Origin of the sequence: Streptomyces stoeckheimensis, from assembly GCF_045822005.1 — a bacterium.
Lineage (GTDB): Bacteria > Actinomycetota > Actinomycetes > Streptomycetales > Streptomycetaceae > Streptomyces > Streptomyces stoeckheimensis.
This window is the reverse complement of record NZ_CP169550.1, coordinates 8,783,956-8,809,919: the sequence shown is the minus strand read 5'-3', so window position 1 is coordinate 8,809,919 and position 25,964 is coordinate 8,783,956. Positions and strand designations below refer to the sequence as shown.

Sequence of the window (25,964 nt, the reverse complement as noted above, 5' to 3'; positions counted from 1 at the left end):
AGTCGGGAGAGGGGTCGAACCTTGCGGCAGGTACAACGAAATCGTAGAGTTCAGATGTATGAAGTCCGATTCCGTTTCATCTGGATGGTCCGCTCTGCTCGCGCTCCAGCGGGCCACCCACTCCACGCTCCAGGTCCTCGTGGCAGAGCTCGTGGGCCTGGACCTGACACCGTCCGAGATCAACGCGCTCGCGAACCTCGCCGACGGTCACGCCCGGACCGTGTCGGAGCTGGGTGCGGCGGTCGGCTCCCGTCCCACCACGCTCACCAGCGTCCTCGACCGCCTGGTCCGGCGCGGTCTCATCACCCGCGGCACGCGCCAGGGCGACCGCCGGGTGGTTCTCATCGCGCTCACGGAGACCGGGCGCACGACCGCAGCGGCGATCGTCCAGGCCGTCACCGACCTCGAACACCGCGCGCTCGGCCGGCTGAGCGCCGAGGAGATCGCCGGTCTGCGGGCCGGCCTGCAAGCCCTCACGGAGGTCCGCTCATGAACACCCACGCCCCGCAGGCACCCACCGGCCACGACCCCGCCTTCGACGAGGTGATGCGCGAGGTCATGGCCACGGCATGCGGCTTCGGCCACCGCGAACACATCCATCTGACCTGGCTCGCCGTCCGCTCCCACGGCACCACCGCGGCCGTCGACCTCGTCAGCGACGGCATCCGGCGCACCGCCCGCTACGCGGGCGCACCGCAGAAGTACAACGCCACCGTCAGCCGGGCCTGGGTCGAACTCGTCGGCCACCACGCCGCCGAGGGCGACGAGGACGACTTCGACGCGTTCGCCGCCCGCCACCCGGCACTCCTCGACAAGCGGCTGCTCACCCGCTTCTACGACCCCGCCACCCTGGCCGGCCGGCAAGCCAGAACGGGCTGGACGGAACCCGATCGCGCCCCGTTCCCGTGGACCACGGCCCGACCGCCGCACGTCACGGAGCGCTCCGCCCCCTCGGCCCGCGGGGGCGAAGGCCGAACCTTCTCCGGCCCGTCCTAGGACCTGCGGCGCAGGAGCATGCGTACGACGAGGAAGATCGCGAGCACCACGACGACCAGGAGCAGGACGATGACGAGGGTCTTGAAGATCCCGCCCTTCTTCTTGCTCTTCTTTTTCTTCTTGTTGCCGGTGGTGGCCTGAACCCGGGACGACGTCGGTGCGCGAAGCACGGTCACCGTGCCGGCGCCGGCCGAGAGGGGACTCTGCTGGAGGGCCACGGCCGCGGGAGCCTGCCGGGCGGCCGGCGCGGCCGCCGTGGCGGTCGCCGCCGGGCCCAGCAGCAGCCCGGCGAGCACGAGGAGCGGTACCAGTGTGGACATCGCCCCACGGGAACGCTTCTTCGGAGCGTGATGGTTCGTCACTTCATCCCCCTGTTGTTCGATGACCCGCCAAGGGCCCGGCAGAACGCGGGCAGAAGGGGCCTTGCAGCATCGTCGGGGAGGCCGGCCGCCCGGGCAAGGGGTCTGCCCTGAGGACACCGCGCGTCGCCGCCCCGCACGGAGCAGCGACGAGCAAGCTGGTGGGGTGCATACGTCGTCGGGTCGGCCGATGGCGGTGAAGGGAAGGGTTGCCGTGGAGCGTACGACCTGCTGTGTGGTGGGCGGCGGGCCCGCCGGGATGGTGCTCGCCCTGTTGCTCGCCCGGGCCGGGGTGGAGGTCACCGTACTGGAGAAGCACGGCGACTTCCTGCGCGATTTCCGCGGCGACACCGTCCATCCGTCCACCCTGTCCCTGCTGGACGACATCGGCCTCGCCGAGCGGTTCGCCCGGCTGCCGCAGCGGCGGGTGACCTCGGTGCAGCTGCCCATCGGGCCCGACCGCTCCCTCGTCACGGTCGGGAACATCGGGGCGCTGCCCGGCAAGTACAACTACATCGCGATGGTGCCGCAGTGGGACCTGCTCGACCTGCTCGCCGACGAGGCGCGCAAGGAACCCTCCTTCCGGCTGCGCATGGACACCGAGGCGACGTCCTTCCTGATGGAGCACGGCCGGGTCGCCGGCGTGCGGTACCGCACGGCGGACGGCGTCGCCGGTGAGCTCAGGGCCACGCTGACCGTGGCCTGCGACGGCCGCGGATCCTTCGCCAGGGAGCTGCCGGAACTCGGCCTGGAGGGTTTCCCGTGCCCGATGGACGCCTGGTGGTTCCGGCTACCGCGCCACGAGAGCGATCCCAGCGGGCTCGTGGGGGGCCTGGGCGAGCGGTTCTTCAGCGCGCTCATCGACCGCGGTGACTACTGGCAGTGCGCGGGGCTCATCCCCAAGGGAACCGATGCCGAGCGCCGCGCGGAGGGTCTGGACCAGTTCATGGACCAGTTCACGCAGGCCGTCCCGTGGCTGGCCGACCGGGCGCACTCGGTCACCTCCTGGGACGAGGTCAAGCTGCTCGACGTACGGCTGGAGCGGCTGCGCCGATGGCACCGGCCGGGGCTGCTGTGCATCGGCGACGCCGCCCATGCGATGTCGCCGGTCTTCGGCATCGGCATCAACCTCGCCGTACAGGACGCGGTGGCGGCGGCCCGCCACCTCGTGGGACCACTGCGCGCGGGGACGGTGGGGCTGCACGACGTACGCCGCGTACAACGCCGCCGCATGCCCACGACGGTGACGACCCAGGGCCTGCAACGCCTGGCCCACGCCCGGGTCATCGAACCCCTGCTGGCCGGGCGGACCGCGTTCGGCCACCCGCAGGTGGCGAAGCGGCTGACGGAGCTCGTCACCGACTCGCGATGGCTGAACCGGGTGCCGGCCTACTTCATCGGCTACGGGGCGCTGCGGGAGCGGCCGCCCGTGGAATCCTTGCGCGGCGCCGGCTCCATGGGGCGAGAGACGTGATGAGCCGCGCATGGTCGCGTGCGGGGCTACGCTCCACAGGATGGAACGCACTGAGGTCCTCAAGCGAGTGATCGGCATCCTCACCGAAGCCCAGGACATCCGCCGGGCCGTCGAAACCGAACGGGACACCAACCCGGACGGCGGAGACGGCGGAGACGGCGGAGACGGCGGAGACGGTCACGGTGACGCCGTCGAGGCAACGGCGAAAGTGGCCTCGACCCTCCTGAACGAGATGCTGCCGTCGATCAGCGTGCCGGCCGACGCCACTCCGCAGCAGGTCGCCACGGCGGTGGCCGAGGCCCTCGGCCCGGCACTGCACACGATGGTCTCCGGATTCAGCCTGGCGTTCACCAGCCTGGCGATCGCCCACGACGGCGGGCGTACGGACGTGTCCGCGATCGAGGTCCTCCAGGAACTCGCCCTCGAGATCGAGGCGGGGACCTACGACGAAGGGCCGTAGGAGCAGCACGTTCTCCCGGGTGGAGGCGGCGCCACGGATAAAACTTCTACAGAATGTTGACGCACCTCTATCGGAAAGACCCCGGCCCGGCGGACGATTCACCTACCCTCCCCCGCCTTCATGTGACCGACCGTCAGCGCGGGGAAGGGCGATCCCGCCCTCGTTCGTTGGGAGGCCACACGCCATGAACCCGCTCAGCGAGTGTCCCGAACCCGTCCCGCCCTCGTTACCCGAACTCCGCTCACCCTCGCCCGCGTCAGGGGTACCCAGCCGTCGCGGCGTCCTGGGCGGCCTCGGAATGGCCGCGGCCGCCCCGCTCCTGGTGGGCGCCGGGAGGAGCCGGCCGCACGGCGGAACCCCCTCGGGGCAAGCCGTCGTCCTCAGGAACGCCGCCCTCGTGCTCACCATGGACCCCGCCCTCGGCGACGGCCCTCTGGGGACGGTCGAGCACGCGGACGTCCACATGCGGGGCGGCGCCGTCGCGGCCGTGGGCAGACGGTTGCCCACCCCGCCCGGCACTCAGGTGATCGATGCCACCGGCCACCTGGTGATGCCGGGATTCGTCGACGTGCACACCCACCTGTGGCAGTCGTCGATGCGGGGCGGCTGCGCGGACCGCGACCTCTTCGGGTGGCTGGCCGACTGCAACCGGGCGACGTTCTCCCGGATCGCGCCCGCAGACATGTACCGCTTCGTCCGCCTCGGCGCCCTCGACTCCGTACAGTCCGGCGTGACCACGCTCGTGGACTGGGTGGACGCCCTCCCGTACGACACGACGGTCCAGTACGTGCGGGCCCTGGCCGACACGGGTGTGCGCTTCACCTACGCCATGTTCCAGGCCGAGCGGGAAGCCGCACTGATCGCCCGGACGAAGAAGGAACTCCTCGACCCGCTCCCCCTCGCCTCGGCCCAGGTCGCCACCCATGCCGCACGGGCCATCCGGGGCCTCAACCGGCTGCATTGGGAGATCGCCCGCGACCTCGGAGTCATGCTCAACAGCCATGTCCTCGAGCGCTCCGAGCAGCGCGCCGACGACCCGGTCGGCACCCTCACGGACATCGGCGCGCTGGGTCCGCAGCTCCTCATGAACCACGCGATCCACCTCACCGACGACGAGATCGCCGCGATCGCCGCGCACGACGTGCGGGTCGCACACTGTCCGCTCAGCAACATGCGCCTCGCCTCGGGGATCATGCGGCTGCCGGACCTCGGCCGACGCGGCGTCAAGGCCGGGCTCGGCCAGGACGGCGGGACCAACGACACCTCGGACTTCTTCGGCCTCATGAAGGCGGCCATCGGTCTCCAACGGGCACGCGCACTGGAGTCCTCGGTGTTCCCCCAGGTGCACGACGTCCTGCGCCTCGCCACGCTCGGCGGCGCCGAGGCGATCGGCATGGCCGACAGGGTGGGCTCCCTGAGCCCCGGCAAGCGCGCCGACGTCATCGTGATCGACCCGGCCGCCCTCAACTTCGCGCCGCGATTCGACTGGATCAACCAGATCGTCTTCAACGGCCGCCCGGAGAACGTCCGCGCGGTCTTCGTGGACGGCCGTCCCCTCAAGCTCAACGGCCGCCTCGTCGACATCGACACCGACCGCGTGGTCCGGGAAGCGGAATCCGCGGCCACCCGCCTGCGCACCGCCTCCTGAACCGAACCGGAGCGGGGCCCCGGGGGCGCTCTACGCGCCCTCGGGGCCCCGCCCGTTCCTTGCCGCATCCCCCTGAGAGTCAGCGGGATGCGATCAACGGCCTTGGAGGGACTTGACGTTGTCGCCGAAGGTCCAGCCCTTCGAGCCGTCCCAGTTGATGGACCAGGTCATGAGCCCCTTCAGCGAACCGCCGAAGGCGTTCCACGACTGGCCGACCAGGCTCGGCGTCATGTAGCCGCCGCCCGCGCCGGTCTGGGCCGGCAGGCCGGGGACCTGCTTGTCGTACGGCACCTTGATGGTGGTGCCCTGGATGGCCAGGCCGTTGTTCAGGCAGGTGGTCTGGGCCGTGAAGCCCTGGACGGTGCCGGCCTGGTAGGAGTCACCGGAGCACCCGTACATGCTGCCGTTGTAGTACTGCATGTTCAGCCACCACAGCCGGCCGTTGTCGGCGTACTTCTTGATGATCGGCAGGTAGGAGCCCCAGATCGACCCGTAGGTGACGCTGCCGCCGGTGACGTACGCGGTTTCGGGGGCCATCGTCAGGCCGAAGCCCGCGGGCATCTGGGCCAGCACGCCGTCGATGATGCGGATCAGGTTGGCCTGGGACGCGGACAGGGTGTTGATGTTGCCGCTTCCGGAGAGGCCCGTCTCGATGTCGATGTCGATGCCGTCGAAGTTGTACTTCTTGAGGATCGGCACGACGGTCGCCACGAACTTGTCGGCGACGGTGCTGGAACTCAGGTCGATGCCCGCGGTGGCGCCGCCGATCGACATCAGGATCGTCGCTCCGGCAGCCTTGGCCTGGCACATCTCGGCCGGGGTGGCGACCTTGACGCCGGTGTCCATGCCGTCTTGCCACTGGACGGTGCCGTCCGAGAGGATCACCGGGAACGCGGCGTTGATGACGTTGTAGCCGTGCGCGGCTATCCGGCTGTCCGTGATGGGGACCCAGCCCATGCCCGGGTGGACGCCGTTCGCGGCGCCGTCCCAGTTCTCCCAGTAGCCCTGAAGGACCTTGCCGGCCGGCTTGGGCTTCGTGGGGCAGGTCTCCCCGGGCGGGGCGGTGGTCGGGGGCGCCGTGGTCGGGGGCGCCGTGGTCGGCGGGGTGGTCGTCGGGGGCGCGGTGGTGGGAGGCGTCGTGGTCGGCGGCACGGTCGGGGTGGGGCTACTGCCACCCGGACCGACGAGCGACACGTCGTCCGCGTGGTACGCGGGCTGCCCGTACCAGCCGTGCAGGTAGACGGTCACCGAGGTGGTGCTCGGCCCCGTGCTGAAGCCGACGCTGAGCTGGCCGTAGGACGGGCTGCTCGGCGTCCAGGTCGACGTGGTTCCGGTGAGGCCGGTGCCGGTGGCGCCCAGGTAGACGTAGCTGCCCTGGACGTGAGCACTCAGCGTGTACTGGGAGTTGGGCTGCACGCTGACGGTCTGGACGCACTGGGCGTTGTCCTGGCTGGACGGCGTGGCCTTGAGTGCGGAGGCCCCCGAACGGACCGGACTGCTGACGGCCACCCCGGAGCCTCCGGAGCAGGTCCAGGCGGAGAGGCCGTTCTCGAATCCGGGGTTGACCACCGGGTTGGTGGCGACGGCCTCGTTCGTCGCGGCGCCGGCCGTGACGGCACCCGCCGCGGCGATGCCGGCACCGATGACGGCGGCGGCGCTCACTCCGGCGAGGGAACGGTTCAGAACGGTCGCCCCGTGCTTGGTTCGGCCGGTCCGGTTCACACGAGGGCCGAAGTCGGCCGGCGGGCGCGGAGTACGTGATCTCCGACGGAACATGGTGTGCTCCATTCAGGCCGAGCGTCATGGACATGACCGACGCGTGGGGGCGTGACGCCCGGCTCTGGGTGAGGTGGGGACAGGTGGGGCTGTGCCGACCGGATCGTAGGAGCAACGACACGGCCGGTCAATAGGTCTGGACCAATAGCGGGATCGGGCGAGGCTTCTCAAGAGGCATGGCCGGGGCCCACGATGACGGGATGGCAGCCGGCGAGGATGCGCTCTGGGACGCGGCGGACAAGGGCATGCGGACCGTTCCACGGCTACGGCGCATGGCGGTGGCGGCATGCTGTCTCGGCTTCTTCGGCCTGGTGATGTGGGCCGAATCCGACGTCCGGTGGGCGGTCTTGGCAGCCGTGGCCTACTTCTTCGGCCGTCCAGGCCGCCCCCCGGCGCTCACGACCTGGCGGAGGACGTGTCCGCAAGCCGACGTCGGCGACAGGAGCGCCCGTTGGGGCATGCCCGGGATCCCCGACTAGGAGGCCGTCGCGCCGCCGTCCGGCGTACGGGCTCAGGGGAGCAGACGGGAGGCGAGGTCGCGCACGGTCGCCATGTCGCTGAACGGGAGCAGGTCTTCGCCCACGATCTGGTGCGGTTCGCTGCCCTTGCCCGCGATCAGGACGACGTCTTCGGGCTGCGCCGCGGACAGCGCGAAGGCGATGGCCCGGCGCCGGTCGGCGGAGCGCTCGTACGGTGTGCCGGTGCTTTCGATGCCGGATGCGATCTGGTCCAGGATCGTCTCGGGGTTCTCCGTGCGGGGGTTGTCCGAGGTCAGGACACAGAGGTCGGAGTGGGCGCCGGCGATGCGGCCCATCTCGGCGCGCTTGGTGGTGTCACGGTCTCCGCCGCAGCCGAAGACCGTGATGACGCGGCCCCGGGCGAAGCCCCGGATGGCGGTCAGGACCTTGTCGAGGGAGTCGGGCGAGTGCGCGTAGTCCACGATCACCGAGGTGCCGGCGGGGGTGACGAAGCGCTCGAACCGGCCCGGTACGGGCGGCATCTGGGCGAGTGCGGCGACGAGTCCGTGCAGGTCGTGACCCAGCACCCGGCAGGCCGCAACGGCCGCCAGTGCGTTGGACACGGAGAACCGGCCCGGGACCGGGATCGACGCCGGGTACTCCAGGCCGGCGTGGTGCAGCGTGAACCGCGTGCCTGCGGCGTCCGCGATCAGGTCCGTGGCCCGGAAGTCGGCGTCCTCGTCGAGGGCGTACGTCGTCACGGCGCCGGGCATCATCGCCCGGATCCCGGCTCCCACCGCGTCGTCCGCATTGACGACCGCATGCCGGCACAGCCCCTGGAACAGCCGCATCTTGGCGTCCGTGTAGTGGGCCATCGTGCCGTGGTCGTCCAGGTGGTCCTGCGTCAGATTGGTGAAGACGCCGACGTCGACGAAGGTCCTGTCCACCCGGTACGTCTGCAGGGCCATCGAGGTGGCCTCCAGCACCACGCTGCCGGTGCCCTGGTCCCGCATGCGGCCCAGCAGGTACTGCAGGTCCGGTGATTCCGGTGTGGTCAGCACCGTGGGCGGCATGGGGATCATCTCGTCGCCGATCCGGCTGCCCGCCGTCCCGATCACGCCCACCGAGGCGCCCTCGGAGATCTTGAGGAGCGACTCGACCATGTAGGAGATGGAGGTCTTCCCGTTCGTCCCGGTGACCGCCACCACGTCCATGTGCCGGCCCGGCTCGCCGAAGTAGCGGGAGGAGACGACGGCCGCCGCCTTGCGGGTGTCGCGGACCCGTACGACGCACACCGCCGGAAGCAGCTCCTGCCCGGGGGGTGCGGCGGCGGCTCCCGCCTCGTCGACGAGCACCGCGACCGCCCCGCGCGCGAGCGCCGCACCGATGGCTGCGGGGCCGCCTCCGCGGTGGCCGGGTACGGCGATGAAGAGCGAGCCCGGCACGACCCGGTCGACGTCGAAGGTGGTTCCCGCGGTGATCCCCGTGGACTCGATGTCGCCCTGGATGACGTGGTGTTCATGGCCGGTCAGCAACCCGCTCAACTTCACGGTGGTCCCTTCGGAGGCGGCTACGGCCCGGCGCACGGCCCTAACCTGGTGGCAGCGCCGACGGAGCGTCGGGACTGCGGTGGTACTGCGGGAGGGCGATGCGTCGCCCCCGAGACGACGGGGGCCGGACCGGACCCGGTGATCGGACACGGTGATCGGGCCCGGTCGCGGGCTGCCGGGGCAGGGACCGTCACTGAGGATGGTGCGGCGGGAGGAAAGGGGCCCGGGCGCGGTGGGAAAGCGCTAGCCGTGGCCGTGCAGGACGCCGCGGCCGACCGTGGGGGCCTGACCGTCGGGGGCGGTCCGGAGGCTGATGCCCGCCCGGCCCGCAGGGACCGCAGGCGCGTCGGGGCCGGCCTGCGGCAGGCACTCCCCCATGACACGTCGTGTGCGGCTCATGGGCCGAGTGTACGTGGGCCCACCCGGTCCGTACGCCGCGTCCGCTCGCCGGGCGGGCAGGTCCGGCCCGGTACGCGGACCTGGCCCGGGCCTATGCGGTGGCGCCGTCCGACTCCAGGGTCATGCGGGCCACGTGGAGTGCCAGGTAGGAGACCTCGTCCTCGCTCAGGTGCTCCCCCAGCCGCAGCTCGACGATCGTCGCCAGCTGCTGGGCGGTGTGGGTCGCCTCCGGGTAGTGCCGCCGGATGCCCTCGCCGATCGTCGACTCGTGCCCCTTCAGCTGCCGGTGCTGCTGGATGCGCACGAAGAGGTAGCGCACGTGGGTGATGAAACGCGCCGCGTTCAGGGACTCCTGGGAGACGGACAGCCCGTACCGCTCCCGCACGACGGCGAGCATCTGTTGGATGACCCCGGTCATCGTGTACGTGAAGGACAGATCGCCCGTGGCGAATCCTGCGTTGACCAGGTGCAGCGCGAGCGCGATCGCCTCGGAGGGATCCAGTCTCGGGTCCACGCGCTCGTTGATCGCCTCCAGCAGGCGCTGCGCCTGGGCGAACTCGGCGGCATACAGCGCCTGGACCTCCGCGCGCAGCGGGTACTCGATGACGATGCCCCGCGCCGCCCGGTCCAGCGCGCCGGCGACGTGGTCCGCGACGGCGATGGCCAGGGTCGGCCGGGTGGATTCGCGTCCCTCGATCCCGGATTCGTCGAGGGCGATCACGACGGCCCGCAGGACCTCCTCGTCGATGAGGGCGAGGACCTCGCTCAGGTGGTCGGGGTCGCGGCCGTCGGCCGGTACGAAGACGCGCACGATCAGTGCCGGGTCGACCGGTTTTCCCTGGCGGGAGCTGAAGCCGATGCCGCGCCCGGTGAGGATGACCTCCTGGCCTTTGTCGTCGCGCGCGAGGACCACGTTGTTATTGAGGACACGCAGCGCCTTCAACGCCTGCTCTCCTTCTCTTTCGCGGTCCGATTCTGACCAATGATCCCGCATTGTCTGCCACCCGTGCGCCACTCCCTCCCCGGATCCGGTCCGACGCGGGCCCGCACCACCGAAGTGGCGCGGGCCCGCGTCGGACCGGTGGCGGCTCGCTACCGGCGTACGGTCACCACGGGGGCACCGGCGGCGACGGTCTGACCGGTGTGCGGCTCGACCGAGGTGAGGTCGGCGGTGTTGGTGACCGTCATGAGGGTGACGGTCGGGTGTTCCGCCGCGCGGACGGCGTCGAGGTCGACCTCGGCGAGGAGCTCGCCGACGGAGACCTGCCGGCCGGCCTGGGCACGGACGTCGAAGCCCTCTCCCTTCATCTTCACCGTGTCGATGCCGACGTGGATGAGCACCTCGACGCCGTCGGCGGTGCGGATGCCGAAGGCGTGGCCGGTGGCGGCGACGATGATCAGCTCTCCGGCGACCGGGGCCACGATGCGGCCGTCGGCCGGCTCGATGCCCACGCCTTCGCCGAGCGCGCGGGACGCGAAGACGGGGTCGCCGACTTCGTCGAGGCCGACGACGCGGCCCGCGACGGGCGCGGCGAGCTCGATGGCCTTCCCGGCGGTGGAGGTGGGAGCACCTGCGGCGGAGACGGCGCCGGGGGCGGGGGCGGAGGAGGAAGCGCCCGCGGCGCCCGCCGTCGCGCCGACGGTGACGAGCTCGCGGTCATCGGCCGCCACGACCTCGCCGCGGGCAGCGGCCTCTGCGGCGTCACGCTCGGCGTTGGCCTCGGCGCGCTCCTGCGGGGTGCGGAAGTCGGAGAAGTACACGAGCGCCATCGACACGAAGAAGGAGGCCGTGATCGCGATGGCGTAGGTGCCCATCGGAGAGAAGACCGGGATGGTCAGCAGGGAGGTGAAGGCGAAGGCCTTGGTGTCCACACCGCCGAGGACGCCCACGATCACGCCGCCCACGAGGCAGCCGACGAGCATGCGCGGGTAGATCCGCTTGAAGCGCAGGTGGATGCCGTACAGCGAGGGCTCGGAGATGCCGCCGAGCAGACCCGCGGCCAGGGCGCCGACGGAGGTCTGGCGCATCTCCTTCTCGCGGTGGCGGATCGAGAGCAGCAGCACACCGGCGGTCGCGCCGAAGCAGGCGAAGTTCCATGCGCCCATGGGGCCCTGGATGAAGTCGTAGCCGAGGGTGTTGATGTTCACCAGCATGAGCGCGTTCAGCGGCCAGTGCAGGCCCAGCGGCACCAGGAAGGGGTACAGCAGCGGGATCATGATCGCGAAGACGATCGGGGCGTTGCCGTTCAGCCACGACAGGCCGGAACCGAGGCCGTTGCCGGCCCAAACGCCCATCGGACCGATGAGGAAGGCGGTGATCGGGATCATGATCAACATGCTGAAGAACGGTACGAAGACCAGGTGCACGGTCTCCGGGAAGATCCGCTGCAGTCCCTTGTAGACCAGGGCCAGCACGGCGACCATCAGCAGCGGCACGAAGACCTGGCCGCCGTAGTCGTTCAGCTGCATCGGCAGGCCGAACACGTGCGCCACGCACTCCTGGGTGCCGAGCGTCCCGTTGGTGGTGCAGGTGATGCCGGGGATCCCGGACTTCGGGTTGAGCATGCCCGTGAAGTTCGGGGTCATGACCGCGGCCATCACCGCGGCACCCACCCACGGGTCGATCTTCAGCTTCTTGGCCGCGTTGTAGGCGACCATGACCGGCAGGAAGTAGAGCACCGAGCGCCACATCGCGTCGACGAAGACCCAGGTGGCGGACTTGTCCGCGGCGCGGAAGTCGACCACACCCAGGGCGTCGAGGACGGAGGCGATCGCGATGATCAGCGAGGAGCCCAGCAGGACGCCCATGAGCGGGCGGAACGAGTCGGAGAGGTACTCGAAGAAGTTGTCGACCCAGGCGTAGCGGCCGCGGCTCTTCGCCCGCATCGCGGCCTTGACGTCGGCGTCGGACTTCGGGCCCGCCGTGCCGCCCCCCGCCATCGACGGCAGGTTCATGATCTCGGAGTAGACGCGTGCGACGGCTCCGCCGATCACGATCTGGAGGCGGTCACCGGACTGCGGCACGGTGGCCATGACGCCACCGAGGGCATCGAGCGCGGCCGTGTCGGCCTTCGCACCGTCGTGGAGCTGGAAACGCAGCCTCGTCGCGCAGTGCGTGAGGCTCTCGATGTTCTCGGCTCCGCCGACACCGCGGAGGATCTGCTCCGCGAGCGTGCCGGGTCCGGCTACGGGTGTGTTCATGATGCGTCCTTGCATCCTGGGGCGCTTGCCATCCTGCTTCGGTTCGCGATCTCTCACGCCCGGATCCGGGCAACAAAAAAGGCCCGGGTCGCGCACGCGGCGCTACCCAGGCCTTGCCTCCCCTCAAGCGGCGCACCGCCTTGGCGTCGCGTGGCGACGAAGGTGATGCCCTCGGGGAGTAACAATCCTGCGATCGAGATCGATCAAACAAAATCTTAACACCGGGAACTGCCCACGGAGTACAGCGCCGACGTGCTGCGTCATTTCAGGGCCTTTGGTCCCACCCCCTAGGGGCGGCGGGCCAGCAAATGGGCGTCGAGGAAGCCGCGTTCCGAAGCCGGGTCGTGGACGAGCCGGGCGAAGGGGACGAGGCCGGCCGCGGACAGCAGCTCGGCGAACCGGTTCACCGGCCAGCTGTAGGCGGGCGTCACCTTGTGGTCGAAGCGGACCGGCTCCTCCGATCCGTCGGTCGCGAAGAACGAGGCCAGGAGCAGGCCCCCCGGCGCCAGGACACGGACCTGCTCGGCGAGCAGGTCCGGCAGTTCCCCGGGCGGCGTGTGGATCATCGAGTAGTGGGCCAGTACGCCGCCCAGCGCTGCGTCCTCGACGGGCAGGGCCTCCATGCGTGCCTCGTCGAAGCGCAGCGCCGGGTGGGCCCGGCGGGCGTGGTCGACCATGGCCGGGGAGAGGTCGAGCCCGAAGGCGTCCAGTCCCAGATCGTGCAGCATGGCCGTCAGGTGTCCGGGGCCGCATCCCACGTCGGCCGCCCGCGGGTTCCCTGTTCCGCGCACCAGCTCGGCGAAGGTGCCGATCATGTTCCGCGAGAACGGTTGCGTCTCCAACCGATTGGCGAACATCGACGCATACAGGTCGACGACCCCGTCGTAGGCCGTCCTGGTCTCGGTCTGATGATCCACCATGGGCAGGAAGTTAACACCCTCGCGGATGACCCTCGCCCGCCCCCCACGGATTCGGGAAGGCGCACCCTCAGGCGTTCAGGGACGCGGCCCGGTGTTCGGTCGGGGTGATTCCGTAGGCCTCGCGGAATGCCCGGCTGAACGCGGTGGCGCTGGAGAATCCCCAGCGTGCCGCGATGGCTTGGACGGGCTGTCCGCTCAGTTCCGCGCGCGCGAGGTCGGCGTGGGCGCGCTCCAGCCGGTTCGCGCGGATACGTGCCGCGATGCTCAGGTCCTGGTCGGCGAAGAGGGCGTGCAGGGCCCGTAGGGACAGGTTGTGCCGATCGGCGATCACCTGGGGAGTCAGGCCCGGGTCGCCGAGGTTGTTCTCGATGAAGCGGTGGATCCGCTGCAGGGTCTCCTGCGCGCGCACCTCGGCGGGTGCCTCGCCCAGGTCGCCGAGCTGCTGCGCGAGACAGGCGGTGGCCAGGTCGAGGGCGATGGAGCCCATCCCGCGCAGTTCCTCGGGGCGACAGCGCGGGCCGTGCGTGAGCAGGGTCTTCAGGAAGTCGGCGAAGACGGCCCCCGACCCCCTGTCCGCGGCCAGGTTCTGTGCGAGGAGGCGGTCCACGCGGTTCGGGCGCAGCGCCAGGGCCGGGCGGGGAATCTGCAGCACGATCGCCTCGCCCTGCCCGCCGGCGCTGACTCCTTCGCTCGGCCGCGAGGTGTCCGTGAGCACGAGTCCCCCCGCGACCACCGACTCGCTGCCCCGTTGGGAGATCTTGAAAGCACCTTGGGTGACGAGCGCCAGCTGCACGTGCTCGGGGTCACCACGCCGGACATGGGCCAGCGTGCGGCGCGAGAGCACCGGCGAGCACTTCAAGGCGGACAACCGCACCACGCCGAGATCCAGGTCCGTGATCTTCGCCCGGAAGTCGGCGGTGTGCCGGGTGCTGAGCATGACGGGCATCACATCGCTGGACACCGCCTCACAGAACCAATCGAACCTGTCCTCGCGCTCCACGACGGTCTCCGATGCCACCGACGAGCCCACGCGATCACCCACACCCTTTGACCTGGCAGTGAACCAGTTCCCTACCGGTTGACCCACAGCCGTGCTTCCCCCGTCACGTGATCAAGTATCGGCCACTCGATTCCGGCGACCGTGACACCGGGGGCCCCTTCCGGCCCAATTGCCTCACCAGGTATCTTGCATCGCATGGAACCAGGTGATTCGACCAAGCAGGCCCGGGCGGCCGCCCAGCTGCGCAAGGGGGTCCTGGAGTACTGCGTACTCGCCCTCATGCGGGACCGCCCCCGGTACGGGGTGGAGCTCCTGCACGCCCTGGAGGACTCCGGCACCCTGGCCACCAGCCAGGGCACGGTCTACCCGCTGCTCTCCCGGCTGCGCCGCGACGACCTGGTCACCACCACCTGGCAGGAGTCCGCCTCCGGACCGCCCCGTCGCTACTACGCGCTCACCGACAGCGGCCGCGCCGCGCTCGACGAGTTCACCCGTGTCTGGCCCGGCTTCCGCAACGCCGTCGACGACTTCCTCGCCACCCCGCACCACGCCACCGGAGACCCCGCATGAAGACCTCGGCCGACCCCGCACGCGACTACCTCTCTGCCGTCGAGCGCGAGGCCTCCGCACTGCCCGCCGACCGTCGCCGGGAGCTCCTCGCCGACCTCGCCGAACACATCGAGGTGACCCGCGCCGAACGTCCCCACGTCACGATCGGCGAGGTCCTGGCGGAACTCGGGGACCCCCGCGCGATCGCCGCGACGGCACTGGCCGAGGCGGGCGACGGGGTCGTCGGGGCCGCGGCCCGCAGCGGGGCCGATGCACCCGTCCGGCGCGGCAAGGTGCACCCGATGGTTCCGCTCCTGATGCTCACCCTCCCCTTCCTCGTCGCCTCGGTCTTCCCCCACGTCCCCGCCGCGGGGTTCTGCAGCACCTTGTTCCGCGTCATCGGCGCGGTGCTCCTCTGCACGTCAGTGCACTGGAGCACGGTCCAGAAGACGACCGGCGTCCTGCTCACCGCCGTCCTGCCGACCCTCGCCATCAGCGTCTGGATCTGGTCCAGCGCCGCCCCCATGGGCGACACCCCGGCCAACCTGGCCAACCTGGCGACGCTCGCCCTGCTGGCCGGCACGGCTGCATGGCTCTGGCGGGGCCGCCGCGCCTGAGGCATCCGGTGAGGGACTCAGGCGAGGGACTGGGCGGCGTAGAGGGCGCCTACGGCAGTGGCCAGGGTGCCCAGGAGGAGCCTGAGGGCCGTCTCGGGGAGGTGCGGCTGGAGGCGGGCGCCGAGGTAGCCGCCGATGAGGCCGCCGGCGCCGCAGGCCAGGCCGAGGAACCAGTCCGGCGCGATGCCGCCGGACCCGGAGAACGCCAGCAGGGTGTAGGTGGCGGCGCCGACCACGGAGGTGGCGAAGGTCGAGGCCAGGGCCGCCGGGGCGACCTGGGCGACCGGCATGCCGCGGCCGACCAAGACGGGGCCCAGGAGGGAGCCGCCGCCGATGCCGTAGATCCCGCCGATCACGCCGACGGTCAGGGCCAGGGCGGTCACCGCCCGCGGCGACAGCGGCTCACGGGCCCGGCCGGACCACCGGGACGGCAGGAGCGTGCGGGCGATCAGCCACAGTCCGAGCGGGAGCAGGAATCCGGCCACCAGGGCCTTGAAGACGGCCGGGCCCGGGATCGCGAACACCCGGATGACGGCTCCGAGGACGACGCCGGGCAGGGTTCCGAGAACCATCCGGCGCACCAACTGCCCGTGCAGCGTGCCGGTGCGGTGGTGGCGCAGGAGCGCGCCGGGGCCGGCAACGACGTTGTAGAGCAGGTTGGTCGGCGTGACCGCCGGACTCGGGACCGCGAACACGCTCAGCTGTACGGGCAGCAGGAACACCGCGCCGGAAACTCCGACCGGTGCGGTGATCACCGCGATGAGCAGGCCGGTGGCCAGGCCGGCGAGGCCCGTCTCCCATTCCAAGGGAGGTCAGCCGCGTTCGATGTGCACGCTGGTCGACTTCACCCGGGCGGTGACCGTCACGCCCGGCTCCAGGCCGAGCTCCTCGACGGCCTCCCGCGTCAGCAGCGACACCACCCGGTGCGGGCCCGCCTGGACCTCCACCTGCGCCGAGACGTCGCCCAGCTTGATGGCCGTCACGATCCCCGGGAACGCGTTGCGCGCCGAGGTGTACGGGGTGTCCCCGTCATCGGCGCCCTCTTGGGCGACCTCCACGCAGAACCCGGCGAGGGCGGGGCCCTCCACGATGCGCCGGCCGCCCTCCCGGTGGGTCGGGAAGCGGCCCGCGTCGGCCCACCGCCGCACCGTGTCGACGCTCACACCCAGCAGGTCGGCAGCCTGTCCCATCGTGTACGACTCCATGAGCACCACCCTACGGGCATGAGATCGCGGGCCCGTTGACCACCCTCGGCCCCGCACGGTGGCGGGCTCGATCGGCCGGAGACGATGTGCCCATGCCAGGGCAAAACGATCATCGGTTTGCCCTCCTCGTGCAAGTGGGTAGATCATGCCTCGTGATCGGCAGTCGTGCGTCCGAAGTACCGCTTCACCAAGCGTCGGAGGACCAGGGCAAGCACCACACCCCACACCCAAGGGTCCTCAGCAGCGAGGACCCTCGTCCCCGACAGGGAGCAGAAGATGGCCACCGGAACTGTGAAGTGGTTCAACTCGGAAAAGGGCTTCGGCTTCATCGAGCAGGACGGCGGCGGCCCCGACGTCTTCGCCCACTACTCCAACATCAACGCCCAGGGCTTCCGTGAGCTCCAGGAGGGCCAGAAGGTCGAGTTCCAGGTCACCCAGGGCCAGAAGGGCCCGCAGGCCGAGGACATCCGTCCCCTCTGAGGCGTAGCAGCCTGACGCCCCGCACCGTACCGGTGCGGGGCGTCGCTGCGTCCGCCTCCGGCGACCCCGCCCCACCTCGCCGTCGAACCGGGCCGGGCCCCGCCGTACTCTGTCCGGGTGATCCTGCACAGCCTTCACGACCGACCGGACCTGGCCGCCCGCTTCGTACGCGATCCCGCCATGAACCTGATGGAACTCGGCGACCTCGACGACCTGCCGTGGCCCCACACCAGCTGGTACACCGTTTCTCCGGACGGGCCGGTGGCACTGCTCTACGCGGTCGGCGACGTGCCGACGCTGCTGGGCTTCACCCGCCCCGGGCAAGCGGCCGCCCTGGAGGAGCTCGCCGAGGCGCTGCTCCCCGTACTGCCCCGGCGCTTTCTCGGTCATCTGACCGGAAACGCCGCGAAGGTTCTGGAATCCGGGTACGTCGCCCAGTCGCACTCCACCCTGCTCCGCATGGCGCTGACCGAGCCCGACGTTGCCGACCGGTATCCCGCCGGACCCTGGCAGCCCGCCCCGCTGAGCCGGGCCGACCTCCCGGAACTCCTCGAACTGTTTGAACAGGCCTACCCGGGCAACTGGTTCGACGACCGCATGCTCGACACGGGCCAGTACCTCGGCGCCCGGCAGGCCGGACAGCTGGTCGCCGTGGCGGGCGTGCACGTGCACTCGGCCGCCTACCGGGTCGCCGCGATCGGGAACGTCACCACGCATCCCCGGGTACGCGGCCAGGGCGCCGGCACCGCCTGTGTCGCCGCGCTGTGCCGACGGCTGGGAGAGACGGTGGACCACATCGGGCTGAACGTCCGTGCGGACAACACCACCGCCGTCCGCCTCTACCGCCGGCTCGGCTTCAGCGAGGTCACCGAGTTCACCGAAGCGCTCTTCACGGCACGTCCGTAGGGAAGTCCGTGAGGGAGAACGGTGGGCCGGCCCGCCCCCGGCCCTGTGAGGGGCCGGGGCGGCCGCATGCGGGGCGGGGGGAGCGTGCTGCCGGGTGGATGCGGGTTACGGTGCCGGGCTGGCGGCGCGGGATGCCAGCAGTTCCTCCAGTCCCTCGGAGAAGTCGATCGAGCAGGACGGGACCTTGGAGGTCTCGATCACGCCGAAGCTGCTCCCCCGCTCACCCAACGGGTAGTAGTCCGACCACCCGAACGTGAGCGTGTAGCCCGGCGGGACCGTCTTTGCGTTGACCTTCAGGTCCATGCCGCCGTCACCGCGCCTCGGCATGACCTCGGCCTCGGGATCGGCCTGGGGACCCCGGTACCCGCCTCCCACCTCGGAGCACTGCGACCGTGGCTTCGACGGGACCACCACGACTGCCACGCCCAGCGCCTTCAGCCGCTCCACGAGCGCGGGGACCTGGTGGTTCTCGGGCAGGTCGAACCGGAGCGAGCCGTCCGGGTCCCGCTTGATCTCGGGCTCGTCCGTGGCCGAAGGGCTCGGCGAGCCGGAGGGACCGTGGGCGGGCCGGGAGCCGTCGTGGGTACTGCCGGGCAGGGCCATCACGGCGACGACCGCCACCGTCGCGGCGCCCACGGCGAACGGGATGCCGTATTGCCGGGTGAGGGATCGGGTGGGGGGTGCCGGCGGCACCTCCGGGAGACGTGCCATGAGCGCCGCCTTGAGGCGCTCCTCGAAACCACTGGGCCTATCGCTCATCGGGATACCTCCAACTGGGCTTCGGTGACAGAGCCCTGGACGGCGCCCAGAGCGCGCCGGGCACGGTGCAGGCGGACGCGGATCGTCGCCCGGGTGACGGCGAGGACCTGCGCGGCCTCGGCCGGGGTGAGTTCGTCGACCACCACGAGATCGAGGGCCGCGCGCAGCGGCTCGGGCAGGACGGCATGGCGCTCGGCCAGCTGTCTGGAGGCCCGCTGGGAGTCGATGCGTTCCTCCAGCGCGGCGAGGTCCTCGCCGTCGAGGAGGCCCCGTCCGCTGAGCCGCGCCCGTGCTCCGCCGTCGCGGGCCGGCTCACGCGCGCCCGACGGGACGGTGCGGGCTATCGCGAACAGCCAGACGATCGGAGCCCTCCTGCCGGGGCGGTAGCCGGCGGCCGCTCCCATGGCGGCGAGGAAGATGTCCGCGGTGAGGTCGGCCGCCAGGTGCGGGTCGGCGACCCGGCGCGTGACGAATCCGAGGACGGCGTCGATGTGTTCCTCGTAGAACGCGCCGAATCCCTCAGGTGTGGTGAGACCCGGCGGTCCGGTCTCGTGTCGTGGGCTGAGCACCCGGATCCTCCCTTGCACAGGGATCCCGGATGGCTCCCTCATCCAGTACTTGGCCGAAGGCACCTCAAGCGTTTCATCGGGGGAGGACGAGCCTGCCGGGAGCACCGGACCCGCGCAGACGGACGCCGCCGCCCCGACGCGGGTCGGGGCGGCGGCGTCCGTTCCGGCGCGCCGCTCAGGAAGCGGGCGTGAACTTCGTCGCGGCGGGTGCCGCGGTGGCCTCCTTCACCACCTTCATGCCGCCCGGGACCGTCGCATCGGGCTTCATGATCACGCTCTGTCGGGTGGAAGGGGCCTTCGGGTCCGAGAAGTCGTGGGTGATGCCGAAGCCGTTGTCGTAGGACTTCAGGCTCAGCAGGGCCGCCCGGATGCCCTCGCGGGTCAGGTCCTTGTCGGCGCAGGCCTTCTTCAGCACCTCCCCGAACAAGGTGCCGGCGGTGAAGCCGGCCACCACGCCGTTGTCCAGGCCCGAGTCCGGGTACTCCGCCTTGTACGCGGCGGCCAGCGCGGCCGGGCCCGCCTCGGTCGAGCCGATCGGCAGGGCCGAGGAGGCGACGTAGTAGTCCTTCTGCAGGGCCGCGCCCGCCGGAGTGGCGAGGAGCTGCGGGGAGAAGGCCGAGTTGTTGCCGACGATCGGGACGTTCCAGCCACCGGCCGCGGCGACTCCGACGAGCGAGGCCGCCTGGCGGGGGCCGGCGCTGATGACCACGGCCTTGACCCCGGCCTGCTTGAGGGCGGCGACCTGGGCCGTCATGTCGTTGTCGGTCGGCTTGATCTTCTGTTCGACGACGGTCAGCCCGGCCTCCGCGGCGATGGCCTTGGCCCCTGTCAGGGCGTTCTCGCCGTAGTCGCCCTCGAAGTAGACGTGCCCGATCTTGTCGCCCGAGGCGATCCGCTTCTGGTCGAGGAGGTATCCAACCGCGTTGATGGTCTCGATGTCGTACGTCGCGCCCACCGTGCGGATGTACGGGCTGCCGAGCAGGGAGGCGGACCAGGCCTGCGGGATGACCAACCCCTTGTCCTGGCCGTCGATCCGCTGCTTGACGGCGGAGACGAACGGGGAGCCGATGAACTGGGCGAAGCCCAGCACCGAGGGCTCCAGCTCGGTGTAGGCGGCGAGGGCCTTCTGCGGGTCGTAGCCGTGGTCACGGACCGTCAGCTCGATGGTGCGGCCGCAGATGCCGCCCGCCGCGTTGGTCTGCTTCACCCACAACTGCTGGGCCTGGGTGACGCTCTTGCCGAGCGAGGCGTAGACGCCGGTCATGTCGGTGAGCGCGCCGAGCTTGATCGTCTTGTCGCTCACCCCGGCTCCGGCCTTGACCCCGCCCGCGGCGGGCTTGTCGCCCTCGGCTGGCTTGGCCTTGCCACTGCACCCGGCGGCGCCGGTCAGGACGAGTGCGGCCGCCAGGACCGCGGCAGCGTGCCTTCTTCTGTTCACGTTCGCTCCTTCGGGGGTGTGGTGCGGGTTCGGGTCCGGAGGATCCGGGTGATGCCGGTGAGACCGCCGGGCAGGAACAGGACGGCCACGACGACGGCCGCTCCGTACAGGTAGCGGGAGGCCTCGCCCGGCGAGACCCCGCCCGTTCCGGGGGCGGAGACCAGCGGCAGGGCGTCGCTGTAGCGGGTGAGGAGTTGGGGCAGGAGGGAGACGAAGACGGCGCCCACGACGGCACCCGAGACGGTGCCGAGGCCGCCGATCACGATCATGGCGAGGTACTCCAGGGACAGGACCATGCCGAAGTAGTCGGGCACGGTGCGCTGGAAGACCAGGGCCAGCAGGACACCGGCGAGCCCCGCGTACATGGACGACAGGACGAAGACGGCGGCCCGGTACCGGGCGACCGGCACGCCCATCACCCCGGCGGCGATGCTGTGGTCGCGCAGGGCGTTCATGGCCCGGCCGGGCCGGCCCCGCAGGACGCCGCGCGCGAACAGGGCGCCGCCGAGGAGGAGGGCGAGGGCGACGTACCAGAGCTTCTCGGCGGACTGGAAGGGGACGGCGGCGATGACGGTCTCGGTGTCGTCGAAGGTGAAGCCGAAGAGGGACAGCGGCTCCACCTCCCGCCCGTTGAACCCGCCGGTGACGCTCGTGGCGTTGAACAGCACGTGCTGGCCGATGAAGATCAGCGCGAGCGTGGCGATGCCGAGGTACGCGCCGCGCAGGCGGCCGGCGATGGGGCTGAACAGGCCACCCGCCGCCCCGGCGAGGGCGACGGCCAGGACCGCGGCGAGCCAGCTGGGCAGGCCGAGTCCGACCAGCTCGTGGCCGCCCGCCGTACTTCCGTCCCCGGCCAGCGCGCAGTACCCGTAGGCGCCCACGGCGAGGAAGAAGGCGTGGCCCATCGACAGCTGGCCGGTGGCTCCGGTGAGCAGGTTGAGCCCGATGGCCCCGATGGCTGCGGCGATGGCGAACAGCCCGGCCTGCAGCCAGAACCGGTCGAGGTAGAACGGCAGCGCGAGGAGCACCAGGACGGCGGTTGCGGCCGCCGCGTTGCGGGCGGTGAGCAGCCCGGGCCGGGAGGCCGCCGCCGGGGCGACGGCCTCGGGGTGCAGCACGGGGCTGCGGGTGTCAGACACGGGCGAGCTCCTTCGTGCCGAAGAGTCCGGCGGGACGGATCAGCAGGACCGCGACCATCACCAGGTACGGAGCCAGGTCGCCGATGCCCCGGCCGAGGAAGGTCAACTGGCTCTGGTAGCCGGTGGCCAGGGCCTCGGTGACGCCCACGATCAGGCCTCCGGCCAACGCGCCGGAGGTGGAGTCGAGGCCGCCGAGGATCGCGGCCGGGAAGGCCTTCAGGGCGGCGAGGGAGGTGGCCCGCTCCAGGCCGGGCGTGGGGAAGACGGTCAGGAAGAGGGCGGCGACGGCGGCCAGCGCCCCGGCAACGGCCCACGCCGCGAGCGAGACCCGGCCCAGCCGTACGCCCATCAGCGCGGCCGTCTCCGGCTGTTCGGCGGCGGCGCGCATCGCCACGCCCCAGGAGGTGTGCCGGAACACGAGCAGGAACACGGTGATCAGCAGCCCGGCGGCGAGGATGGCGGCGATCCGGGTCTGGGGCACGGTGACCGCACCGAGGTGGACGACGCGGTCGCCCCACGGGTCGCCGAGCGGGAGCACGTCGGTGCCGAGGCGCCGGGTGAGGTCGGTGATGAGGAGGATGTCGACGCCGATGGTGACGATGGCCAGCACGCTCTGGTCCTGGCCCCGGTAGCGCCGCATCACCAGGAACTCGATCGCCGCGCCCACGGCGGCCGCCGACAGGGCGCCGGCCAGGAGCGCACCCCAGAATCCGAGTTCCTCGTGCAGGGTGGCGGTGACGTACCCGCCGGCCAGGAGCAGGGAGGCGTGGGCGAAGTTGACCACTTCGGTGGCTTTGAAGATGACCACGAAGCCGAGGGCGATCAGGGCGTAGACGGAGCCCATGGAGAGCCCGCCGAGGAGCAGTTCGAGGAACGTGGTCATGCGGCCGGCTCCTCCTCTCCGAGGTACGCGCGGACCACCGCGGGATCGTTCTGCACCTGCGCGGGAGTCCCGCCGCCGATGCGTTTGCCGAAGTCGAGTACGGTCACCGCGTCCGCGAGCCGCATCACCACCCCCATGTCGTGTTCGACCAGCACGATCGAGATGCCGAGGCCGTCCCGGACGCCCGCGATGACGGCGGCCGTGCGCTGTCTCTCGTCGGCGGTCATGCCGGCGACGGGTTCGTCGAGGAGCAGCAGCCGGGGCTCCATGCACAGGGCCCGGGCCAGCTCTACGAGTTTCTGCTTTCCGTACGGGAGGGAGCCGGCGGGCGCCGCGAGGTCGCCCTCCAGCCCGACGAACTCGGCGATCTCCCTGACCCGTTCGCGGTGCCGACGGTCTTCGCGCGCGGCGACGGGCAAGCGCAGTCCTGCGGCCAGGAAGCCGGTCCGCATCAGCCGGTGGCGCCCCAGCAGGAGGCTGTCGGCGACGGTGGTGTGCGGGGGCAGTGCCAGGTTCTGGAAGGTGCGGGCGATGCCGAGGGCCGCGACGGCGTGCGGGGCGAGGCCGGTGAGTTCGGCGGCGCCGAAGCGGACGCTTCCGCCGGTGGCCCGGTACACCCCGGACAGCACGTTGAAGCAGGTGGACTTGCCCGCTCCGTTGGGTCCGATGACGGCGTGCACGCTCCCGGGGTCCACCGTGAAGGAGACCGCGTCGAGCGCGGTCAGCCCGGAGAAGCGGACGGTGACGTCGGTGACGGTGAGCGGCGGAGGGGAGGCGCCCGCGTTCGTGTCGGCGTTGGCGTTGGCGTTGGCGTTGGCGTTGGCGTTGGCGTTGGCGTTGGCGTTCATGCCGACCACCTGCGCAGTTCCCGCCGCGCCCCGGCGGCGGCCGGGTCGGGCGCCGCCTCGTCGGTGATGCCGAGGTAGCGGCGGCGTACCTCGTCCGAGGCGGCCAGCTCGGGGGCGGGGCCGTCGAGGGTGACCTCGCCGACCTCCAGGACGTAGGCGTGGGAGGAGAGCCGCAGCGCCAGGGCGGCGTTCTGTTCCACGAGGAGGACCGAGGCGCCGGAGGCGTTGATCTCGGTGATGGTCTCGGCGATGGTGGCGGCCATCTTGGGCGCGAGCCCGAGGGTGGGTTCGTCGAGCAGCAGCAGCCGCGGGCGGGCCATCAGGGCCCGGCCGAGGGCGAGCATCTGCTGTTCGCCGCCGGACAGCAGTCCGGCCCGCTGCCGAGCCCGCTGGGCCAGTACGGGGAACAGCTCGTGCACCCGGGCCAGGGAGCGGGCCGTGTCGGCGCGGGATCCCGCGCGGCCTCCCAGGGCCCCGGCGCGCAGGTTGTCCGCCACGGTCATCCGGGTGAACACCTTGCGCCCCTCGGGTACTTGCACCACTCCCGCGGCGACGACCCGGTCCGGGGTCAGCCCGTCCAGCGGCCGGCCGTCGAAACTGATGCTCCCGGCCGTGACGGCTCCCCGGTGGAACCCGAGCGTCCGGGACACCGCGCGCAGCAGCGTCGACTTCCCGGCGCCGTTCCCTCCGAGTACGACGACCACCGCGCCGGCGGGCACGTCGAGCGATACGGAGCGCAGTGCCCGGACCGGCCCGTAGCCGATGGACAGCTCACGCACGTGTAGCGAACCCACGTCCTCTCCTTCCTCTGGGCGGCCTTGTGCTGGCGCACACACCAGCACCGGGCCGGGGCGGGCGTCCACGGGCCGATGCGGAATCGCTGCCGATGACCAGCCCGGACAGGAGCGTGTTGTGCACGCGCACAGACCTCGCGCGCGGGCCCCTTTCGGCAACGGAGGCGGGGTGACATCCTCAGCGGCCATGGGTGGACGCAGATCGCGCACGGAACAGGAGTGGTCGGTCCTGGTGTCGGCGGCGGACGTACTGATCGCCGACATTCCCGGACTCACCGACCAGCTCATCAGGGACCTGGCGAAGCACTCGCCGCTGTTCGACCTGGCCGTTCCGCGGGACGAGCACTGGCAACAGGTCAGCGAGGCCATGCACTACGGGATCGAGGCCTTCGCCGCGCCCCGGTCCGGCCCGCGCAAGGACCTCGTGTACGCGGAGGAGCTGGGCCGCCGCCGGGCCGAGCAGGGCCTGCCGCTGGACCTGCTGCTCTACGCGTACCGCAGGGCGGGCCGGCTCACCTGGGACGCGCTGCTGGACATCGTCACCGAGAAGGATCCGGAGGCGCTGCCCGTACTGGCCCGCGCGGCCGGGGCCATGTGGGCGGGGATCGAGCAGCAGGCGGCCGCGACCGCGGAGGCGTACCGCACGGCGGAGCTGGAGATGCGCCGACGCAGCGACGAGCGGGCCCAGGCCCTGCTGGACGCCCTGCTGGAGGGGGACACGGCGCCGGCCCTGGCCGCCCAGGTGGCGCTGGCCCTGGATCTGCCGGAGCAGGGGCGGTACGCGGTGGTGGTGCTGCCGGCCGACCGGGGCGATGCGGTGCACCGGGTGGTGGCGGCGGGCGGGATGCGGCTGTTCTGGCGGATGCGCACGGAGCGGGAGCTGGCCGTGGTGGCCCTGGGCGACTCCTCGCCGGCCGATCTGGCGGCGGAGCTCGCGGACCGCTGCCCGGGGCCGGGCGGAATCAGCCCGGTGGTCGACGGCCTGGCCGAGCTGGGCCGGGCCCGGCGGCTGGCGGAGACCGCGCTGCGGACCTGCGGGCAGGACGAGCGGGTGCTGGTGCGGCTGGCCGACCGGCTGCCCACGGCCTTGGTGGTGCGCCAGCCCGAGCTGTCGGCCGAGCTGGTCCAGGCGGTGCTCGGCCCCTTGCTGGAGCTGGACCCGGCGGACCGGGCGATGCTGTTGGAGACCCTCGACGCCTGGCTGGCGGCGGAGGGTTCCGCGGGCCGCGCGGCGAGCCGCCTGTACTGCCACCGCAACACGGTCTTCAACCGCCTGCGCCGCCTGGAACACCTGACGTCGAAGTCCCTGTCCCGCCCCCGGGACCTCATCGCGCTGACCCTGGCACGGGACGCGTACCGGCTGTCGGGCGGCTGAGGGCGCCGACTGGTGGACGGTGCGCCGGCGACGAGGCGGGCGGGGTACCCGCCGGCGGGTGGTGCACCACCGTCGAGGCGGACGGTGCGCCCACCGCCGGGCGCCGGGCAGTCCGCCACCGTCGAGGCGGACGGTGCGCCGCCGACGAGGCCGGTACGTCC

General features: G+C 71.5%; 27 protein-coding genes. 10 read left to right on the top strand and 17 right to left on the bottom strand.

Annotation, left to right across the window (positions count from 1 at the left end):
• The first annotated feature begins 58 nt into the window (after window positions 1-58).
• Both ACE1OC_RS39985 and ACE1OC_RS39980 read left to right on the top strand, forming a co-directional pair.
• Window positions 59-493: a MarR family winged helix-turn-helix transcriptional regulator gene (locus ACE1OC_RS39985; protein WP_407841179.1), complete on the top strand. Its 435-nt coding sequence runs from the start codon at window positions 59-61 to the stop codon at window positions 491-493.
• The gene (locus ACE1OC_RS39980) at window positions 490-996 is read left to right on the top strand and encodes a hypothetical protein (protein WP_407841178.1); all 507 of its coding nucleotides are present in this window, start codon (window positions 490-492) and stop codon (window positions 994-996) included. The genes ACE1OC_RS39985 and ACE1OC_RS39980 overlap by 4 nt, the downstream gene beginning before the upstream one ends.
• On the opposite strand, the gene ACE1OC_RS39975 is transcribed toward ACE1OC_RS39980, so the two are convergent.
• Entirely contained in the window at window positions 993-1,316 is a 324-nt protein-coding gene (locus ACE1OC_RS39975) for a hypothetical protein (RefSeq protein ID WP_407841177.1), read from the bottom strand. The genes ACE1OC_RS39980 and ACE1OC_RS39975 overlap by 4 nt on opposite strands.
• A 253-nt stretch (window positions 1,317-1,569) precedes the next feature.
• Between ACE1OC_RS39975 and ACE1OC_RS39970 the strand changes: the two genes are divergently transcribed.
• The 3 genes from ACE1OC_RS39970 to ACE1OC_RS39960 all read left to right on the top strand — a co-directional run bounded on the left by ACE1OC_RS39970 (window position 1,570) and on the right by ACE1OC_RS39960 (window position 4,937).
• Window positions 1,570-2,829, top strand: coding sequence for an FAD-dependent oxidoreductase (locus ACE1OC_RS39970; RefSeq protein WP_407841176.1), 1,260 nt, complete (start codon window positions 1,570-1,572; stop codon window positions 2,827-2,829).
• Window positions 2,830-2,869: 40 nt separating this feature from the next.
• Window positions 2,870-3,289, top strand: a complete 420-nt coding sequence (locus ACE1OC_RS39965; RefSeq protein ID WP_407841175.1) for a hypothetical protein — start codon at window positions 2,870-2,872, stop codon at window positions 3,287-3,289.
• 406 nt (window positions 3,290-3,695) lie between these two features.
• On the top strand, window positions 3,696-4,937 hold the full coding sequence (locus ACE1OC_RS39960; protein WP_407841834.1) for an amidohydrolase family protein: 1,242 nt from the start codon (window positions 3,696-3,698) through the stop codon (window positions 4,935-4,937).
• Between the two features lie 93 nt (window positions 4,938-5,030).
• Here ACE1OC_RS39960 and ACE1OC_RS39955 read toward each other — a convergent pair whose 3' ends face one another.
• The 7 genes from ACE1OC_RS39955 to ACE1OC_RS39925 form a co-directional block, all read right to left on the bottom strand.
• A complete protein-coding gene (locus tag ACE1OC_RS39955) occupies window positions 5,031-6,713 on the bottom strand; it encodes a carbohydrate binding domain-containing protein (RefSeq protein WP_407841174.1) in 1,683 nt (560 codons plus the stop codon).
• A gap of 511 nt (window positions 6,714-7,224) precedes the next feature.
• Complete coding sequence (locus ACE1OC_RS39950; RefSeq protein ID WP_407841173.1) at window positions 7,225-8,721, bottom strand: UDP-N-acetylmuramoyl-L-alanyl-D-glutamate--2,6-diaminopimelate ligase; 1,497 nt, start codon at window positions 8,719-8,721, stop codon at window positions 7,225-7,227.
• Between the two features lie 243 nt (window positions 8,722-8,964).
• Window positions 8,965-9,120, bottom strand: coding sequence for a hypothetical protein (locus ACE1OC_RS39945; protein ID WP_407841172.1), 156 nt, complete (start codon window positions 9,118-9,120; stop codon window positions 8,965-8,967).
• Window positions 9,121-9,211: 91 nt separating this feature from the next.
• The gene (locus ACE1OC_RS39940) at window positions 9,212-10,063 is read right to left on the bottom strand and encodes a PRD domain-containing protein (protein WP_407841171.1); all 852 of its coding nucleotides are present in this window, start codon (window positions 10,061-10,063) and stop codon (window positions 9,212-9,214) included.
• A gap of 149 nt (window positions 10,064-10,212) precedes the next feature.
• Window positions 10,213-12,321 carry a glucose PTS transporter subunit IIA gene (locus ACE1OC_RS39935; protein WP_407841170.1) on the bottom strand — a complete coding sequence of 703 codons (2,109 nt, stop codon included), beginning with the start codon at window positions 12,319-12,321 and terminating at the stop codon, window positions 10,213-10,215.
• 287 nt (window positions 12,322-12,608) lie between these two features.
• A complete protein-coding gene (locus ACE1OC_RS39930; protein WP_407841169.1) occupies window positions 12,609-13,241 on the bottom strand; it encodes a class I SAM-dependent methyltransferase in 633 nt (210 codons plus the stop codon).
• 67 nt (window positions 13,242-13,308) lie between these two features.
• The gene (locus ACE1OC_RS39925) at window positions 13,309-14,271 is read right to left on the bottom strand and encodes a helix-turn-helix domain-containing protein (protein WP_407841833.1); all 963 of its coding nucleotides are present in this window, start codon (window positions 14,269-14,271) and stop codon (window positions 13,309-13,311) included.
• A gap of 165 nt (window positions 14,272-14,436) precedes the next feature.
• Between ACE1OC_RS39925 and ACE1OC_RS39920 the strand changes: the two genes are divergently transcribed.
• Together ACE1OC_RS39920 and ACE1OC_RS39915 are read left to right on the top strand one after the other, a co-directional pair.
• Window positions 14,437-14,811, top strand: coding sequence for a PadR family transcriptional regulator (locus ACE1OC_RS39920; RefSeq protein ID WP_250747775.1), 375 nt, complete (start codon window positions 14,437-14,439; stop codon window positions 14,809-14,811).
• Window positions 14,808-15,407 (top strand): HAAS signaling domain-containing protein, encoded by a 600-nt coding sequence (locus tag ACE1OC_RS39915; RefSeq protein WP_407841168.1) that lies wholly within the window; start codon window positions 14,808-14,810, stop codon window positions 15,405-15,407. The genes ACE1OC_RS39920 and ACE1OC_RS39915 overlap by 4 nt, the downstream gene beginning before the upstream one ends.
• Window positions 15,408-15,424: 17 nt before the next feature.
• On the opposite strand, the gene ACE1OC_RS39910 is transcribed toward ACE1OC_RS39915, so the two are convergent.
• Together ACE1OC_RS39910 and ACE1OC_RS39905 are read right to left on the bottom strand one after the other, a co-directional pair.
• Window positions 15,425-16,213, bottom strand: a complete 789-nt coding sequence (locus ACE1OC_RS39910) for a sulfite exporter TauE/SafE family protein (protein ID WP_407841167.1) — start codon at window positions 16,211-16,213, stop codon at window positions 15,425-15,427.
• Between the two features lie 6 nt (window positions 16,214-16,219).
• The gene (locus ACE1OC_RS39905; RefSeq protein ID WP_407841166.1) at window positions 16,220-16,612 is read right to left on the bottom strand and encodes a TOBE domain-containing protein; all 393 of its coding nucleotides are present in this window, start codon (window positions 16,610-16,612) and stop codon (window positions 16,220-16,222) included.
• A gap of 276 nt (window positions 16,613-16,888) precedes the next feature.
• On the opposite strand from ACE1OC_RS39905, the gene ACE1OC_RS39900 reads away from it, so the two are divergent.
• Together ACE1OC_RS39900 and ACE1OC_RS39895 are read left to right on the top strand one after the other, a co-directional pair.
• Window positions 16,889-17,092, top strand: coding sequence for a cold-shock protein (locus tag ACE1OC_RS39900; RefSeq protein WP_243336897.1), 204 nt, complete (start codon window positions 16,889-16,891; stop codon window positions 17,090-17,092).
• Window positions 17,093-17,209: 117 nt separating this feature from the next.
• Window positions 17,210-17,998, top strand: coding sequence for a GNAT family N-acetyltransferase (locus tag ACE1OC_RS39895; RefSeq protein ID WP_407841165.1), 789 nt, complete (start codon window positions 17,210-17,212; stop codon window positions 17,996-17,998).
• Window positions 17,999-18,103: 105 nt separating this feature from the next.
• On the opposite strand, the gene ACE1OC_RS39890 is transcribed toward ACE1OC_RS39895, so the two are convergent.
• The 7 genes from ACE1OC_RS39890 to ACE1OC_RS39860 form a co-directional block, all read right to left on the bottom strand.
• Window positions 18,104-18,757 carry a hypothetical protein gene (locus tag ACE1OC_RS39890; RefSeq protein ID WP_407841164.1) on the bottom strand — a complete coding sequence of 218 codons (654 nt, stop codon included), beginning with the start codon at window positions 18,755-18,757 and terminating at the stop codon, window positions 18,104-18,106.
• Window positions 18,754-19,326 carry an RNA polymerase sigma factor gene (locus ACE1OC_RS39885; RefSeq protein WP_407841163.1) on the bottom strand — a complete coding sequence of 191 codons (573 nt, stop codon included), beginning with the start codon at window positions 19,324-19,326 and terminating at the stop codon, window positions 18,754-18,756. The genes ACE1OC_RS39890 and ACE1OC_RS39885 overlap by 4 nt, the downstream gene beginning before the upstream one ends.
• A 175-nt stretch (window positions 19,327-19,501) precedes the next feature.
• Entirely contained in the window at window positions 19,502-20,764 is a 1,263-nt protein-coding gene (locus ACE1OC_RS39880; RefSeq protein WP_407841162.1) for an ABC transporter substrate-binding protein, read from the bottom strand.
• The gene (locus ACE1OC_RS39875; RefSeq protein WP_407841161.1) at window positions 20,761-21,903 is read right to left on the bottom strand and encodes a branched-chain amino acid ABC transporter permease; all 1,143 of its coding nucleotides are present in this window, start codon (window positions 21,901-21,903) and stop codon (window positions 20,761-20,763) included. Before ACE1OC_RS39875 ends, ACE1OC_RS39880 begins: the two co-directional genes overlap by 4 nt.
• A complete protein-coding gene (locus ACE1OC_RS39870; RefSeq protein WP_407841160.1) occupies window positions 21,896-22,786 on the bottom strand; it encodes a branched-chain amino acid ABC transporter permease in 891 nt (296 codons plus the stop codon). Before ACE1OC_RS39870 ends, ACE1OC_RS39875 begins: the two co-directional genes overlap by 8 nt.
• Window positions 22,783-23,634, bottom strand: a complete 852-nt coding sequence (locus ACE1OC_RS39865) for an ABC transporter ATP-binding protein (RefSeq protein WP_407841159.1) — start codon at window positions 23,632-23,634, stop codon at window positions 22,783-22,785. The genes ACE1OC_RS39870 and ACE1OC_RS39865 overlap by 4 nt, the downstream gene beginning before the upstream one ends.
• Complete coding sequence (locus ACE1OC_RS39860) at window positions 23,631-24,428, bottom strand: ABC transporter ATP-binding protein (RefSeq protein WP_407841158.1); 798 nt, start codon at window positions 24,426-24,428, stop codon at window positions 23,631-23,633. The genes ACE1OC_RS39865 and ACE1OC_RS39860 overlap by 4 nt, the downstream gene beginning before the upstream one ends.
• 187 nt (window positions 24,429-24,615) lie before the next feature.
• Between ACE1OC_RS39860 and ACE1OC_RS39855 the strand changes: the two genes are divergently transcribed.
• Entirely contained in the window at window positions 24,616-25,803 is a 1,188-nt protein-coding gene (locus tag ACE1OC_RS39855) for a PucR family transcriptional regulator (protein ID WP_250747803.1), read from the top strand.
• The last annotated feature ends 161 nt before the right edge of the window (window positions 25,804-25,964 follow it).